15 protein-coding genes are annotated in these 14,415 nt (G+C 42.6%); 8 read left to right on the forward strand and 7 right to left on the reverse strand.

Features of this window, described 5'->3' with window-relative positions:
- Positions 1-109 precede the first annotated feature (109 nt).
- Complete coding sequence (locus tag V7K27_RS21835; protein ID WP_334950170.1) at positions 110-568, forward strand: cupin domain-containing protein; 459 nt, start codon at positions 110-112, stop codon at positions 566-568.
- 437 nt (positions 569-1,005) lie between these two features.
- Here V7K27_RS21835 and V7K27_RS21840 read toward each other — a convergent pair whose 3' ends face one another.
- Complete coding sequence (locus V7K27_RS21840) at positions 1,006-1,803, reverse strand: hypothetical protein (protein WP_334950171.1); 798 nt, start codon at positions 1,801-1,803, stop codon at positions 1,006-1,008.
- 324 nt (positions 1,804-2,127) lie between these two features.
- On the opposite strand from V7K27_RS21840, the gene V7K27_RS21845 reads away from it, so the two are divergent.
- From V7K27_RS21845 to ftsH4, 4 genes are all read left to right on the forward strand, one after another.
- Complete coding sequence (locus V7K27_RS21845) at positions 2,128-2,559, forward strand: TOBE domain-containing protein (RefSeq protein WP_334950172.1); 432 nt, start codon at positions 2,128-2,130, stop codon at positions 2,557-2,559.
- A 33-nt stretch (positions 2,560-2,592) separates the two neighbouring features.
- Positions 2,593-3,531 (forward strand): pentapeptide repeat-containing protein, encoded by a 939-nt coding sequence (locus V7K27_RS21850; protein ID WP_334950173.1) that lies wholly within the window; start codon positions 2,593-2,595, stop codon positions 3,529-3,531.
- Between the two features lie 977 nt (positions 3,532-4,508).
- Positions 4,509-4,694, forward strand: a complete 186-nt coding sequence (locus tag V7K27_RS21855; protein WP_114080862.1) for a DUF2949 domain-containing protein — start codon at positions 4,509-4,511, stop codon at positions 4,692-4,694.
- 91 nt (positions 4,695-4,785) lie between these two features.
- The gene (gene ftsH4 / locus V7K27_RS21860) at positions 4,786-6,654 is read left to right on the forward strand and encodes an ATP-dependent zinc metalloprotease FtsH4 (protein ID WP_334950174.1); all 1,869 of its coding nucleotides are present in this window, start codon (positions 4,786-4,788) and stop codon (positions 6,652-6,654) included.
- Positions 6,655-6,910: 256 nt separating this feature from the next.
- Here ftsH4 and V7K27_RS21865 read toward each other — a convergent pair whose 3' ends face one another.
- A complete protein-coding gene (locus V7K27_RS21865) occupies positions 6,911-7,039 on the reverse strand; it encodes a hypothetical protein (RefSeq protein ID WP_334950175.1) in 129 nt (42 codons plus the stop codon).
- Between the two features lie 288 nt (positions 7,040-7,327).
- Between V7K27_RS21865 and V7K27_RS21870 the strand changes: the two genes are divergently transcribed.
- Positions 7,328-7,474 (forward strand): hypothetical protein, encoded by a 147-nt coding sequence (locus V7K27_RS21870; protein ID WP_334950176.1) that lies wholly within the window; start codon positions 7,328-7,330, stop codon positions 7,472-7,474.
- Positions 7,475-7,485: 11 nt separating this feature from the next.
- On the opposite strand, the gene moeB is transcribed toward V7K27_RS21870, so the two are convergent.
- A complete protein-coding gene (gene moeB, locus V7K27_RS21875) occupies positions 7,486-8,661 on the reverse strand; it encodes a molybdopterin-synthase adenylyltransferase MoeB (RefSeq protein WP_334950198.1) in 1,176 nt (391 codons plus the stop codon).
- A 114-nt stretch (positions 8,662-8,775) separates the two neighbouring features.
- On the opposite strand from moeB, the gene V7K27_RS21880 reads away from it, so the two are divergent.
- Entirely contained in the window at positions 8,776-8,898 is a 123-nt protein-coding gene (locus V7K27_RS21880; protein ID WP_334950177.1) for a hypothetical protein, read from the forward strand.
- 151 nt (positions 8,899-9,049) lie between these two features.
- On the opposite strand, the gene V7K27_RS21885 is transcribed toward V7K27_RS21880, so the two are convergent.
- From V7K27_RS21885 to V7K27_RS21895, 3 genes are all read right to left on the reverse strand, one after another.
- Positions 9,050-9,208 (reverse strand): hypothetical protein, encoded by a 159-nt coding sequence (locus tag V7K27_RS21885; protein ID WP_334950178.1) that lies wholly within the window; start codon positions 9,206-9,208, stop codon positions 9,050-9,052.
- Positions 9,209-9,837: 629 nt separating this feature from the next.
- A complete protein-coding gene (locus tag V7K27_RS21890) occupies positions 9,838-9,993 on the reverse strand; it encodes a hypothetical protein (RefSeq protein WP_334950179.1) in 156 nt (51 codons plus the stop codon).
- Positions 9,994-10,025: 32 nt separating this feature from the next.
- Positions 10,026-10,484, reverse strand: a complete 459-nt coding sequence (locus tag V7K27_RS21895; protein ID WP_334950180.1) for a M67 family metallopeptidase — start codon at positions 10,482-10,484, stop codon at positions 10,026-10,028.
- A gap of 1,421 nt (positions 10,485-11,905) precedes the next feature.
- Between V7K27_RS21895 and V7K27_RS21900 the strand changes: the two genes are divergently transcribed.
- On the forward strand, positions 11,906-13,465 hold the full coding sequence (locus V7K27_RS21900) for a calcium-binding protein (protein ID WP_334950181.1): 1,560 nt from the start codon (positions 11,906-11,908) through the stop codon (positions 13,463-13,465).
- Between the two features lie 385 nt (positions 13,466-13,850).
- Here the strand turns inward: V7K27_RS21900 and V7K27_RS21905 are convergent, their stop codons facing one another.
- Entirely contained in the window at positions 13,851-14,411 is a 561-nt protein-coding gene (locus V7K27_RS21905; RefSeq protein ID WP_334950182.1) for an ABC transporter permease, read from the reverse strand.
- Between the last annotated feature and the right edge of the window lie 4 nt (positions 14,412-14,415).

Raw genomic sequence — 14,415 nt, forward strand, 5'->3', positions numbered from 1 at the left:
TTATTCCGTAACTCCTCTGTAAGTCCTAATAGCGATCGCTTTACTAGCTCTATCAGCGAATAAACGAAACCAAAGTTAGATAACCCCACAATCAAAAAGAGCCATTTTCATGCAAAATAATTCATCACCCAAGCCAACAATTGACTACTGGCACGTCTGGACTGACCACGACGGGATAAGTCACCAATCCCGTTGTCAAATTGAGGACTTCATCGAAAAAGGCATAGCCCCGGATACCTCACCGCAGTGGCTTTCTAAATTGAAGCAGTCTGGTGCGACAATCACCTTTACTGTGCTACCCGTGGGATGGGTTGGCAACTGGCATGAGAACCCCAAGCCCCAGTGGATAATACCTTTGTCGGGACGCTGGTTTGTGGAGACTATGGACGGCCAGCGAGTCGAGATGGGGGAAGGCGAAATTTCATTTGGAGAAGATCAAGGTACAAAAGCAGACGCGCAAGGTCATAAAGGTCACTTATCTGGAACAGTAGGCGATGCGCCAGCTGTTCTGATAATCGTACAACTTGAAGAGACTCCGACTGTAGACCAATCCTGCCGCTTTAAGTAAGTAGGACTTACCGAATTTTAGATTTTAAATTTTGGATTTTGCATTGAAGATTCAAAAAACCACATCTTTCGTAGGGGCACAGAAAAAGCTCATTGGTGTCAATTTCAGGTGAAAACCAGCCTAGAACCAGCTTTTAGCAGATTATCTCCTTATCTCGTTCCCAGTCTCCGACTGGGAATGCCCCTCATTGAGGCTCCGCCTCCGTAACTTGCGGTAGAGCCACCAGGATCTGCATTTCCAGCCAGAGGCTAGAAACGAGATTTTAAAAGAGTTTTGGCTTAAGTTGACACGCATGAGCATTGCTGTGCCCCTACAGCATGGTCTATTTACTATCAAAGGATAATTAATCAAAGCCTGAAACAACCTATGCATCGTTAATTCAGATCACGATGAATTTGTATAGTGCGTAAGTCCTAGTAAGGCGAAAGCTGACCATTTCACTCAACTTCCTCACAGCGAATTAAGAGTGTTTCCATCGCCTCTGCTAAAGAAATCAACTCTGTCCAAGAGGAGCCACTAACTAAATTTTGGGCGTGAGCTAATCGGTTCCGCAACTGTTCAGCAGACTTGAGGAAGCGTTCACCAAACCGCTTAGACTTTAGTCCCAATTGCTGAAGAAGTTCTGGTTGATTTAAAATTAACTCTCGCTTATCACAGAATTGCAAATAATCTAACAAATCGGTAGCTTCGTTTCTTTCCTGGCTCTCTCGCCATAGCCGTTGAGCAACTTCTAAGCGCTCAGTTCTGAGGACTTTTTGCCAAGAATCTTGGGGATAGTAAATCCGCACCAGCCGCAGCAAATTCATTTCTAGCAGCGTTACCAAGCCAAACAGTAGCATTCGCACGGGTGCTTTCTGCAAGTCGCCACAGGTAACAATACCACTTACCTGATTGCAATCTAAGACAAACAATCGCGGAGTTTCTTGCAAAATGGGTAGCAACTTCATCAGTGGGGTAGAAATGGCTATTAGTTCTTTTGGATGAAACACTCGTTGATATTCGCTACACTTGCCTTCTTTGCCTTGAATCAAACTAGAGCGTTCTAGATAACCGCTAATAATATCTCCCGTCTCAATGCCGATAACATCAAAATTTTGTGCCTGCATCCAATGCAGCACTTCTGTCACCTCCGCATCAGCTGGCATAGCTTTGAGAGGTTCTGCCACGTATTCAATGGTGATATTGTTCTCAAATAAACTCCGCAGGTCTTGAGAACGCGATTTTAGGTGTTTCATCCCCCTGCTGTGAACTCACATTAAATAATCCTATGGCACTCATGCGATCGCTAGCGGAATTTTCTGTCAGATTACCCCTGCCTATGCATCGCTATCCCAACAAATACCATAGACCAATGTTATACCATCTTAATTGGTAATGCTTTAGTGATAATTTAGATATTTTCAAGTAACAAAATATTTCGCATCTATAAAAAAATATATATGTTGATTAATTTGCGATAAAAATGCCGAAAATCGTCACAAAAAAATGTTATTACTAAAACGACATATCGAATTGATACTTGGTAGAATTTTACCAAGATAACCAAAATTGATAATATTATGCCAAGAAAAGAACAAGGATGGGTCACATTTCAAACCTCAGAGGACGAGCAAAAGATTCTGGAGAAATTCTGCGAACAATCTCAACGCACCAAGACTGAGATTCTCCGGGAACTCGTGCGTAGTCTCAATCAGCACTCCTCACCACCAACTCAGCATCAAAAACAGGAAGATAGCTATGCTAAAAAGCCGGAGATAGAAAGTAGTATTCAAAAGAAATCACTAAAAGTTAGCTCTCGGAATATTCTTAAAGGTGTCGTTAAACGAGTTGTTTATGGAGCAGTTAATAGTGAGGTAACTCTGGAGATTATTCATAAAGTAGAATTAACCTCGATTATCACCAGAGCTTCCGCAGAAGAGTTGGAACTATCTGAGGGGAAAGAAGCTTATGCAATCATTAAGTCTAACGATATTGTCATTGCTAGAGAATAGAAATACGTTGATTTTTGATGTAGCAGGTATGTTGTGGATGAATTTGAAGAATTTATCAGGGGACGTGCTTTGGCTGAGGAAATTATTAAACGTTATGAAACTGGGGAGCGAAACTTTACTGGCATCGAGTTGAAGCGTACTGTTATTTCCGACACCTGTTTTATGGACGTTGATTTCAGCAGAGTCAATTTGCAGGACTGTTTGCTCCAAGTCGCCTATCTGGTTAATGCCAACTTTACTTATGCCAGTTTGGAATGGACTAGTTTCAGTGCTTCTCTGATTAATTGTAACTTGAGTAACGCCAATCTCCGAGGATCTAGTTTGAAAAGTACTAGATTGATTGGTGTTGATTTGACCAGTGCTCACCTCAGTGGTGCTGATTTGAGGGAAACTAAATTGATTGGTTGTAACTTGAGGAATGCTAATTTGACTGGTATTAGAACCACGGAAGGGACTATTTTCTGCGACACTATTATGCCAGATGGAAGAATTGAAACCAACTCCCCCAAAGTTGTTAATGCCCAGGAACTGCTCAAGCGTTATGCTGATGGGGAAAGAGATTTCCGAGATATTATCTTGCATCGAGTTGACTTGAGTGGGGTTAACCTGCGAGCGGTTAATTTGTGCGGTGCTTATTTTAGCCACGTCAACTTGCAAGATACCATTTTGGAAGGTGAGTTGTCGGCTAAATTCATCTGTTGTGATATGAGGAATAGTTGGTTGATTTGTGTCAGCCCCGACTACGGGAATCATCCCCACTTCTGCTGTTGTGATTTGCGATGGGCTAAGGGAGGTGGTGGTATTGAACCTTCCGGTGCCATTGGTTGCAACTTCCAGCATTCCAATATCTATCCTCTCGACACTGAAGGCGATGTCTTCGTTTGTAATACTACTTGGTTTGATGGAGAATTTATTATCGGTCCGGTATGGTTGATGCAATCCAGAAGCAAGCCCGGAAATATTAACTTCTGAGACTTCTGATAAATTTGTAAATTTACTCTCTGCCATTAGAGAAGCAGAAGTTAGAGGAGGTGGGAATGGAAAATTTCGATCATTTTTGAGAGCATCACGATTTTCTAGTGGAACATTTGAGAGAAAATCGTATGTTAAACTTTGCCCTGCCTGGTTGTTCAGCAAAAATTCGAGTTGGTTAATACTAACTCTCCAATTTTTTGGATTTCGCCAATCATCTGCATTCTTTAAATCTTCGCGCTTTTCGCCTAATAATGCGTTCAAAAGATTTTGAATTCCATCTGTAGTCCAATCCGGTTCTTCTACGTTTGGTGTGATATCATTCCTCTCCCCCATTCTGATGCGGTGAGACTGGGCGCACTATTAAGAACTACCAATTGGCCGCTACTTCCGCAACCAGGTAGGCTTTGGGTTTGCTCTCTTTAGATCGTGTATATATCTATCTAAAGATATAAATCATTGGTGAGAAATGAACATAATACGGAGATATGAAAGAAAACACGGGGATTTTTCTTTGCGTCTCCCAATCTCTGCATTTTCTTTAGACATAGGCGTGAAATTAAATATGCGTTACCCAGAACCCTTGTACAGGCGTAGCACTGCTACGTCTCTACTTTTTCACGCCTATGTCTTTTGACAGCGTTCTCTGATTTCGAGTGGTGTTAATTCTTTGAGTACGGTAAACCGTATTTGCTCGTTAGTTCCCAAAGATTAATTTAATTGTTAAGTTTAGTTACATAAATAATAAATGCTGCAAACATTGCGACATGGGATAAATTATGAAAAGCGGTAGTATCGTTGACGATCAAAACAAATTGAACAACTTAGCGTTAGCGAGTCAGACGCTGCTACGTTGCTAAGGCTTCTCTACGAGAGGCTTTGCGAACGCTATCGGTGATGAATTTATCACCAGTCTTTAAGCAAGTTTATTCAGCTAAGTCAAAAATAAGACTAAATTAACATTGTTTAACATTGCCATGAAAGCTACAGATCAATTGGTGCATTTTTTAGAGGAAGAGTTAGGTATTTCTGGCGGAGCAATTTCTCTGGCCTTACGACATTGTGAGCAGACCCCCAACTTTCTAGCCATGACCCTATGGCAGTATGGGCTGGTAACACTGGATCAGTTAGCCCAAATTTTTGATTGGCTAGAAACAGTATAAGTTGCTGCTTCAACTATTTGGATGCTTAATAGCGGACTTTCTGTGAAAGTCACATTTTCAACATTTTTCATTCTAAGGATTGGTAACATCTATGGCAATTAAAGAACAGCCTAAGTCACCTCGGTTTCGGATCATTGCTAATATATTGCTGGCAGTATCAGGGCTATTTCTGCTCTTAAATTTATTTTTGCCAGGTTTATTTGCTTCTGGTCCTGCTGGTGTCCCCTATAGCCTATTTATTCATCAAGTACAAGAAGGGGAAGTCAGCCGCGTTTCTGTTGGTCAAAACCAGATTCTCTACCAACTAAAAACAGAAAATGCCGAACCGGGACAGGTCTTTGCAACTACACCAATCTTTGATTTAGAGTTACCCAAACTGCTAGAACAAAAGGGAGTTGAATTCGCTGCTACACCACCACCTAAGAATACTTGGATTACAACCCTCTTGAGTTGGGTGATTCCACCACTGATTTTTATTGGCATTTGGCAATTCTTTGTCGCCCGTGGTGCCGGTGGTGGTGGCCCCCAAGGTGTTCTCTCCATTGGTAAGAGCAAAGCTAAGGTTTACGTTGAAGGTGAATCAGCTAAAATCACCTTTGCAGATGTGGCTGGCGTAGAAGAAGCGAAAACTGAGTTAGTAGAAATTGTGGATTTCCTCAAGACTCCGGGACGCTTTACGCAAATTGGCGCCAGGATTCCCAAAGGTGTGCTGTTAGTAGGCCCTCCTGGTACTGGTAAGACACTTTTAGCGAAAGCCGTAGCCGGAGAAGCCGGAGTTCCATTTTTCAGCATCTCTGGTTCGGAGTTTGTAGAATTGTTTGTCGGTGTGGGTTCTTCCAGAGTCCGAGATTTATTTGAGCAAGCTAAAAAACAAGCTCCCTGTATTGTATTCATTGATGAATTGGATGCGATCGGTAAGTCTCGTAGCAGTAACGGCTTCTACGGTGGTAATGATGAGCGAGAACAAACCCTCAACCAGTTATTAACAGAGATGGATGGGTTTGCAGCTGGGGATGCAACGGTAATTGTGTTAGCAGCTACCAACCGCCCCGAAGTACTAGACCCCGCCTTGCTGCGTCCTGGCCGCTTTGACCGCCAAGTGTTGGTAGACCGTCCCGATTTATCTGATCGGGAAGCAATTCTGAAGATTCACGCTCAAAAGGTAAAATTAGGAGATGATGTAAATTTAAAAGCGATCGCTACTCGTACCCCTGGTTTTGCTGGCGCAGATTTGGCAAACTTGGTGAATGAAGCGGCATTATTGGCAGCTCGGAATCTTCGTCAAAGTGTTGCTCAAGAAGACTTTGCTGAAGCAATTGAGCGGGTAGTCGCTGGTTTAGAGAAGAAGAGTCGGGTGATGAACGAGACTGAGAAAAAGATTGTTGCATACCATGAAGTTGGTCACGCAATGGTCGGGGCGCTCACAACCGGAAACGGTCGCGTAGAAAAGATTTCGATTATTCCCCGTGGGATGGCAGCTTTGGGCTACACTCTGCAATTACCAACTGAAGACCGCTTTTTGCTGAATGAAACAGAATTGCGGGGTCAGATTGCGACTCTGTTAGGTGGACGTTCCGCCGAAGAGATTGTGTTTAACAGTATTACAACAGGTGCTTCTAACGATTTGCAACGAGCAACTGATTTGGCAGAACGGATGGTAACAGCTTATGGTATGAGTAAAGTTTTAGGGCCGTTAGCTTATCAACAAGGACAACAAGCAGCATTCCTGGGTAATGGTGGTGCTAATCCCCGACGGGCAGTAAGTGAAGAAACGTCGAAAGCCATTGATAGCGAAGTCAAGGAAATCGTAGAAACAGCCCACGAGCAAGCCCTAGAGATTCTCAGACAGAATCGAGACTTGCTAGAAGCGATCGCTACTCAACTCTTAGAAACAGAGGTCATTGAAGGGGAAAAACTGCACAATTTGTTGAGTCAAGTTAAACCCGTAGTTAATTCGTAATACTTCTCTGCGAGAGGCTGCGCCAACGACTTACCTCGACTCCGCTCGGCACAAGTCGCTCAGGGTAAACTGAGCGCAGTCGTAAAGCTTGCGGCATAGCTACGCTTACCGCGCAGCGTCCCCAAGGGTTGGGTAGAAGTTCGTAATTCGTAATTTATACACAAAGGGACGCAGAGCATAACTTTGCGTCCCTTTGCGTTTCAAAAAAAGCCATTTATTTTTATACCGCAATCAGCAACGCTAACCCCGATTATCACTAACCACCAACCACAAAATTGTTGTTGGTTAGTGATAATCCAGTAGATAATTGTGCAAATTGTACCTGACTAAACCCAGTTGCACTACCATCTTTGTCAAAGTACAATGCACCTGTAGCGAATGGCACTAAGAAAAGCTCAAAGACTTATGTCGCCTCGTTCCCAGCCTCCAGGCTGGGAACGAATTCCCAGAGGCTCCGCCGAGGCATCAAGAAACAGGAGGCGGAGCCTCGCAGAGTGGTTTCCCAGCCTGGAGGCTTGTTCCAGTCAGGGCAAGGGCTGTATCTTAACTTAGTGCCATTCGGTTCTCAACCGATAACTTTAAGATTGAGAAAATCGAGCGATCGCACCCCGAGCAATTATACGTCAACAAAAATTGTGATAAACGCAGATATGTGGAAATGGGGAACGGGGAGATGAAAAGCCGATGGAAGCAGGTAAAAGATTATTTTTCTTCCTCATCCCCCTCATCCCCCTCATCCCCCTCATCCCCCTCATCCCCCTCATCCCCCTCATCCCCCTCATCCCCCTCATCCCCCTCATCCCCCTCATCTACTCTTTAAGCGCCGCGTTTTTAATACTCTGGAACAGAAGGATCAATTTCTCGACTCCAAGCGGTAATTCCGCCTTTAACATTTGTCCCGACAATTCCGGCTTCTTTGAGAATGGCGAGGGCTTTTGCCGATCGCCCGCCCAGCTTACAATGAGCAATTAAACGATGACCGTTCAATATTTCCTTCACCTTAGCAACGCCATTCCCATTTTCGATATCTGGTAAAGGCACCAACACTGAACCCGGAATCTTGGCAATGTCGTACTCATGGGGGTTGCGGACATCCAGCAGTACGAAATCCTTGGCACCGCTATCCAGCAATTCCTTCAAATCCTTGACGGTCATTTCTTGACTTTCCATCTGCTGTTTTGCCTCCTCTGCCTTAGCTTGTGGAATTCCGCAGAATTCTTCATAGTCTATCAGCTTTTCAATCACTGGGCGAATCGGGTTAGGACGCAGCTTTAACTCCCGGAATTTCATATCTAAGGCGTTGTATAGCAGCAATCGTCCACTTAGAGTATTACCTTGTCCCAGAACGATTTTGACAGTTTCGGTTGCTTGGATTAAACCAATAATTCCTGGCAAAATTCCCAATACGCCACCTTCTGCACAAGAGGGAACCATTCCTGGTGGTGGTGGTTCTGGGAAAAGGTCACGATAATTCGGCCCACCTTCGTAGTTAAATACAGTAGCTTGCCCTTCAAAGCGTAAAATTGAACCGTAGACGTTGGGCTTATTCAGCAATACGCAGGCGTCATTAACTAGATATCTGGTGGGAAAGTTATCGGTGCCATCCACCACGATATCGTAAGGTTGGAGGATTTCCAGGGCGTTTTCAGAACTCAGGCGAGTTTCGTATAAATCAACCTGACAATAGGGGTTAATCTCGTGAATGCGGTTTTTTGCCGATTCAATCTTAGGTTTACCCACCCAGGATGTACCGTGGATTACTTGGCGTTGCAGATTAGAAGTATCGACAACATCAAAATCGACAATCCCGATGCGTCCAATACCCACCGCTGCCAAATATAAAAGTAGTGGTGAACCTAGTCCACCTGTACCGATACACAGTACACTGGCTGCTTTCAGGCGCTTCTGTCCTTCTAGTCCTACTTCCGGCAAAATCAGATGACGGGAGTAGCGTTCGTAATCGTCTTTGGTCAACTGGATTTCGTCCAGATTGGGATTTAGCGACATACCATGTACCAATAGTTTCAAGGTTTAATCTAGTAATTCTAGTATTAAAATAGTAATTTAGTGTTTTAGCTGTTTTTTACTAGTAATACAATCTTACTTTGGGAAAAGCTGCTTGTGTACCTACTCATTGCTATTACCAGACTGACCACTAATTGCGCTGGTAGCGGTAAGCGAAGCCATGCCGCAGGCTTATCGCTTGTGTTCCTCTTCGGTTTTGGTATTAGCGATCGCACTTGATCATGCATGACAATGAAAAAGCGATCGCACTCCATTATTTACAACAGCGATCGCCTTTGTAACTATTGCGATATTATATCCCCAAAACGTAGGGGTAGGGGTAAAGCGCAATGCTAAACCCCTACATACATAAACACGTACACGCCTAAAATCAAAAAGGTACATTTAATAACAATCCGTGCTGTTGAGAAATATCACCAGGATTTTCATGGTCGTTTTCCCATCCTAAAGGATTATTAATAATGTATTTTCTAATTGATTCTAAAGATTCTTCATTACTATTAATATGTTCATAAAATTTCTTTGCCATATTGAAGATATACCTTTTAGGTTGTAAATTTGATTAATCTTTTTGGTAACGGCACTTTTATAAGACCTAAGAGGTTGTTTGAAAAGTGGTTGGCTGTGATTTTAGGCACTTCTAGATCCCCCCTAGCCCCCCTTAAAAAGGGGGGAAAACTTCTTAAAGTCCCCCAATTTATCGGGAAATTTAGGGGGATCTCAAAGTATTTGCTACCAAGATGAGGACTTTTCAAACATCCTCTAATTACACAAGGGATTGAACCAGCTACCATTTTCCCATATTTTCTTAGCTCATTTTCCTTGGGAATTGTGTTATTAATCCATAATATTCCATGAAGATGATTGGGCATAATCACAAATATATCTAATTGTATATCTGGGAAATGCTGAGGAATTTATTGCCAGCAATCACAAGCAATCATCCCTAGCAAATTTAATTTTATTTCCCTTTGTTTGATATCACCAAAGATACATTGTCTATTTTTGGTACAAATGGTGATAAAATATCCACCCTCTTGAGTGTAATCGTAATCTTTTAATCGAATAGAACGGCGATGGTGAATTTGGGGATTATAAGACATTTTTAGATTGAGGAATTATCTTGAAACAAATGAATTTTATGTGAGGGACACATCCTTATTTTATAACATTGTAATACGTAATATCCTCACCTACTAGGGGTTCCGGCGTAGGGGTAAAGCGCATTGCTAAACCCCTACATTTATTCCCGATAGACGAGCGATCGCTTGTCAGGTGGGTAATGTCTACCCATTCTCTCTTTTGAAATTTCATACTTCAATTCAGCAACGCCTGAAATTAAGCTGTTAAGTTATGCTTTCAATTACCTCAGCTTGAAACTGATGATGATCATCAAGGCTCCAGCTTTGGAGTTCTCCAGCTTTGCCGTTTTGGACAGAAACTATTATATACGAGTATCCCTGCCAAGCGTATAGGCGATCGCATTCTGAAGGGATAGCAGGATGATCTGGGTGGGAGTGAAAAATACCGATAATGTTCAGTGAGCGATCGCGTGCTTCCTTTTGTGTTTTTAACATAATTTCGGGTGCGATCGTATATTGCCGTCTTTTACTTTCTGTTGTGCGATCGCCTGGAAACTCAGCCGCCGCTTCAGTATTCCAGACATTTTCTGTTGGCATGACTTCTACCACAGTTTTGCCCTCATTCGCCAGATAGCCTAAAATTATACCACAGCACTCGTCTGGGTAAGTGCTTTCGGCATGGGTGCGGATGGTTTGCAAGTGTTCTTGCCTCAGTCGGATCATGTCTGCGTTTATAATTCTAGCAATCTATAAGGATTCTGGCTTAAATACAAGATATTGGCAGGCGTAGGCATAACCCAACCCAGGTCTTACCCTGAGCCTGCGCCGAAGGGCATCGCTTGATCTCGATCATACTAGTAAGTTGATGTGCAGCTAAATTGTATAACACGAAAACCCAAAAATATTGTAGTGCGGGCAACATGAGCGCGTCCAATATACAAATTAAATACGCAACAGCTTATAAGTGTAGTCGAACCCAGGACAACTTAAGGTTAACGTGAGTTCGACAAATCTTGTTTGACCTCTCAAGAGCAGCCCCTCGACCTTGGCGTCAGCCTGCCGTTAGGCAAGCCCAGAGGGGAGTAAAAAGCTTAATTTTTCGTTGCTCCTCCCTTTCCGTTTCGGAAAGGGAGGCTGTCCGGGAGAGGTTCATCGAACTCACGTTAAAGTTACTGAAAAAATCGATTTAGGGAAATAAAATTTATGGCAAATATGATTGAAACCAACGGAAATGATAACCTAGTAGGCAGCAACTTACCTGACACAATAAACGGTAAATTCTTAGCTATAAACTCTAAAAATGTGAAGAACACACTAAGAGAATTACTTAGCACGTACATTTCTCGGCATATAATGTAAAGAGTATGCAAAGATAGTTGTTTAAGTATAGACATCTAAGTAGATATTCAGTATTTAGTTATTATCAGGTTATTCAGATGTTCGCTATTTTTAAGCTAGACACTAACGGGCAATAGCCCACAACGAGGGGATGAAAACCCCTTTGCCGATCAAGAGTTAACTGTTCCCTATTTTCAAGATACTAGGACTTACGCATTGACAAAAAAAATTAAAGTATGAGGTGGGAGTTTCAGGAATTTAAGCTTGATTTAGCGACGCTTTTTCCGCGATATCTGGGTTGGGCTAAACCTACGCCATTCTATATAAGAATGGTTATATAAAAACCTGAAGCGACCTATTTGAGTGAATCTACAGGGTCATGAATTTGTACAGCGTGTGACACTTTGATATTTGGATCTTCATTACATATTATTATGCTAAATTACCTTTACAAAAGCGACAAAAGCCTGAATATGCAAGGGAAATGAACATCATTTACTAACATTTTAGGGGTTTGGCACTGATTTGGGTTTTTGACCTTTATTTTTAAGCCTAGTTTTGATATTCAACTAATAATTTTGCATAAAAGGTACTGAAGAACCTGATATTTAAATAGCTGCTACTTGCAAGCTGGTTGCAAGTTGTCAACAGAGTGGATTTTCGAGAGAAATTACTGTCCCTCAAGGATTACATATAAAGTATGCCGAAAGCGTTAGCTCTTGGCGAGTTCTTATGCTCTAAAACAGCACTAACTCAAAGTTGAGAACTTAAAGTTACTGAAAAAATCAATTTAGAAGGTAAAAGTTATGGTAAATATCATTGGAACCAAGGGTAATGATACTCTCGTGGGCGGTTACAGGGCGGACACGATTAACGGTAAAGCTGGTAATGATACTCTCATTGGTGGTGTGGGGAATGACACCCTCATTGGTGATACGGGCAATGATTCCCTCAACGGTGGTATTGGTAACGACTGGCTGCGGGGTGATGCGGGGAACAATACCCTCAACGGTGGCACTGGTAACGATAAGTTGAATGTTGACTCTTCAGCAGGCAATAATCTCCTGAATGGTGGCGATGGCAATGATTCACTCTCGGCTTTAACTGACGACTCCGGCAATGTGGTGTCTGGTAATAACACCCTCAACGGTGGCGCTGGTAACGATAGCTTGAATGCTGACATTTCAATAGGCGATAACCTACTCTCTGGGGGCAATGGCAATGATTCTCTCTCCGTCTCTAATGACTACTACAACCCTGTGCCCTCTGGTAATAACACCCTCAACGGTGGTGCTGGTGACGATTACTTGACTACTTCACTTTCAAGAGGCAATAACTTACTCTCTGGTGGCGATGGCAACGATCATCTTTCCGTCGATTTTGCCCTTGGCAGTAACACTCTCAATGGTGGCACTGGTGACGATTACTTGAGTGCTAACATTTCAACAGGCAATAATCTGCTCTCTGGAGGCGATGGCAATGATTCTCTATTTGCCTCTGACTTCGAGGGCTACAGGTTTGATAACTGCTCAGGCAATAACACCCTCAACGGTGGTGCTGGTGCCGATTACTTGAATGTTGACTATTCACGAGGCGCTAATCTGCTCTCTGGTGGCGATGGCAATGATTCTCTCTCTGCCTCTAGCTACGGCTACGGCTTTGGAGGATCTTTTTATAATACCAGTGGCAATAATACCCTTAACGGTGGCGCTGGTGATGATAACTTGAATGTTGACTATTCATCAGGCGATAATCTGCTCTCTGGAGACAATGGCAATGATACTCTCTCCGCCTCTGGCTACAAGTACGACGTGTACGCTGATGACGGCCAAGGAGTTTATCGCAGGGAGTCAGGCAATAACACCCTCAATGGTGGTGCTGGTGACGATAAGTTGATTGTTGATTATTCAACAGGGAAGAACCTACTCTCTGGGGGTGATGGCAATGATACTCTCTCTGCCTATGGCGCATTAGGCAATAACACCCTTTATGGTGGCAATGGCAATGACATCCTCACAGGTGGCAAAGGTAATGATACGCTTTATGGAGGAAATGGTACTGATACCTTTGCTTTCAATAGTTACAAGGAAGGTGTTGATCGTCTTTATGACTTCAACGCGACTAATGAACTGATTCAGGTATCGGCTGCTGGTTTTGGTGGCGGATTATCAACACCTTCACTTAAGACAAGTCAGTTTACCATCGGAACATCTGCAACAGCGATCGCTCAACGATTTATTTATGACAATATTACAGGTGGACTGTATTTTGACCAAGATGGCAGTGCAGGTGCATTTACTCAGGTAAAATTTGCACAACTATCTGCTGGATTGTCACTAACCGCAAACAATTTTGTGGTTGTTTAACACGCCGCGAAAGTCCCCACCTCAATGTACTCATAGGGTGGGGATGAATAGCAAATAAAACAGGAGTCAGAATTCAGAATTCAGAATTCAGAATTCAGAATTCAGAATACTCTACCCATAAAGGGATAGAGTTTTAAGGCGAGAATATTTTAATTTTTTTCGCCCACTCTTCGGCCACGCTCAGGGCATCGCCAGGGGCGAGGTTTTGACCAATAAGTTGATGTGCAGCTAAATTGTATAACACGAAAACCCAAAAATATTGTAGTGCGGGCAACATGAGCGCGTCCAATATATAAATTAAATACGCAACAGCTTATTCATCACCCACTCGTACAGAATTAATACTGAATTCTGACTCCTGAGTTCTGAATTCTTCTTATAAAATTTAGGAAGATTTTTTACCATCTGAAACCATTTGCGAGAGAATATAGGCTGCGAAATCTAGTAACTGATCCAGCAAAAAGCCAATGATGCCGATGTAGAGGATCACCTGGATTACGTAATCGGTATTGCCAGCTTTATAGGCATCCCAGAGGGTAAAGCCAAGTCCTTTTGGCCCTGTTAACATTTCTGTAGCAATAACTATAAACCAGGCTACCCAAATGCTAACTTTCAAGGCATGAAATATATGAAATATAGCTACTCGAAAGTTATTATTCTGTCTCTGAAAATGTCGCATACCTATTGCCATATTGATAATCATTGTCCAGAGAGTTCCCAGGAAAACTACTATAATAGCAGCCGAATCACTCTCTTGAAACGCTATTAGGGCAATAGGTAGCAAAGCTATAGGAGGGATACTATGTGGTATCTGAAATATCAGCCTAAATAGCTGATAAATCATGTTATTCATGCCGATTAAATATCCGATAAAACTACCCAATACAACGGCTGGAATGTAACCCACAAATAACCGTTGTAGGCTAGCTAAAATGTCTAAAAACATATTA

It is taken from the genome of Nostoc sp. (assembly GCF_036919575.1).
Lineage (GTDB): Bacteria > Cyanobacteriota > Cyanobacteriia > Cyanobacteriales > Nostocaceae > Nostoc.

Bases quoted from the DNA above. Each gene is read 5' to 3' on its own strand.
- V7K27_RS21905 (WP_334950182.1), bottom strand. From the start codon at position 14,411: ATGTTTTTAGACATTTTAGCTAGCCTACAACGGTTATTTGTGGGTTAC.
- moeB (WP_334950198.1), bottom strand. From the start codon at position 8,661: ATGTCGCTAAATCCCAATCTGGACGAAATCCAGTTGACCAAAGACGAT.
- ftsH4 (WP_334950174.1), top strand. From the start codon at position 4,786: ATGGCAATTAAAGAACAGCCTAAGTCACCTCGGTTTCGGATCATTGCT.
- V7K27_RS21870 (WP_334950176.1), top strand. From the start codon at position 7,328: ATGAAAAGCCGATGGAAGCAGGTAAAAGATTATTTTTCTTCCTCATCC.
- V7K27_RS21895 (WP_334950180.1), bottom strand. From the start codon at position 10,484: ATGATCCGACTGAGGCAAGAACACTTGCAAACCATCCGCACCCATGCC.
- V7K27_RS21840 (WP_334950171.1), bottom strand. From the start codon at position 1,803: ATGAAACACCTAAAATCGCGTTCTCAAGACCTGCGGAGTTTATTTGAG.
- V7K27_RS21855 (WP_114080862.1), top strand. From the start codon at position 4,509: ATGAAAGCTACAGATCAATTGGTGCATTTTTTAGAGGAAGAGTTAGGT.
- V7K27_RS21900 (WP_334950181.1), top strand. From the start codon at position 11,906: ATGGTAAATATCATTGGAACCAAGGGTAATGATACTCTCGTGGGCGGT.
- V7K27_RS21885 (WP_334950178.1), bottom strand. From the start codon at position 9,208: ATGGCAAAGAAATTTTATGAACATATTAATAGTAATGAAGAATCTTTA.
- V7K27_RS21835 (WP_334950170.1), top strand. From the start codon at position 110: ATGCAAAATAATTCATCACCCAAGCCAACAATTGACTACTGGCACGTC.
- V7K27_RS21890 (WP_334950179.1), bottom strand. From the start codon at position 9,993: ATGAAATTTCAAAAGAGAGAATGGGTAGACATTACCCACCTGACAAGC.
- V7K27_RS21845 (WP_334950172.1), top strand. From the start codon at position 2,128: ATGCCAAGAAAAGAACAAGGATGGGTCACATTTCAAACCTCAGAGGAC.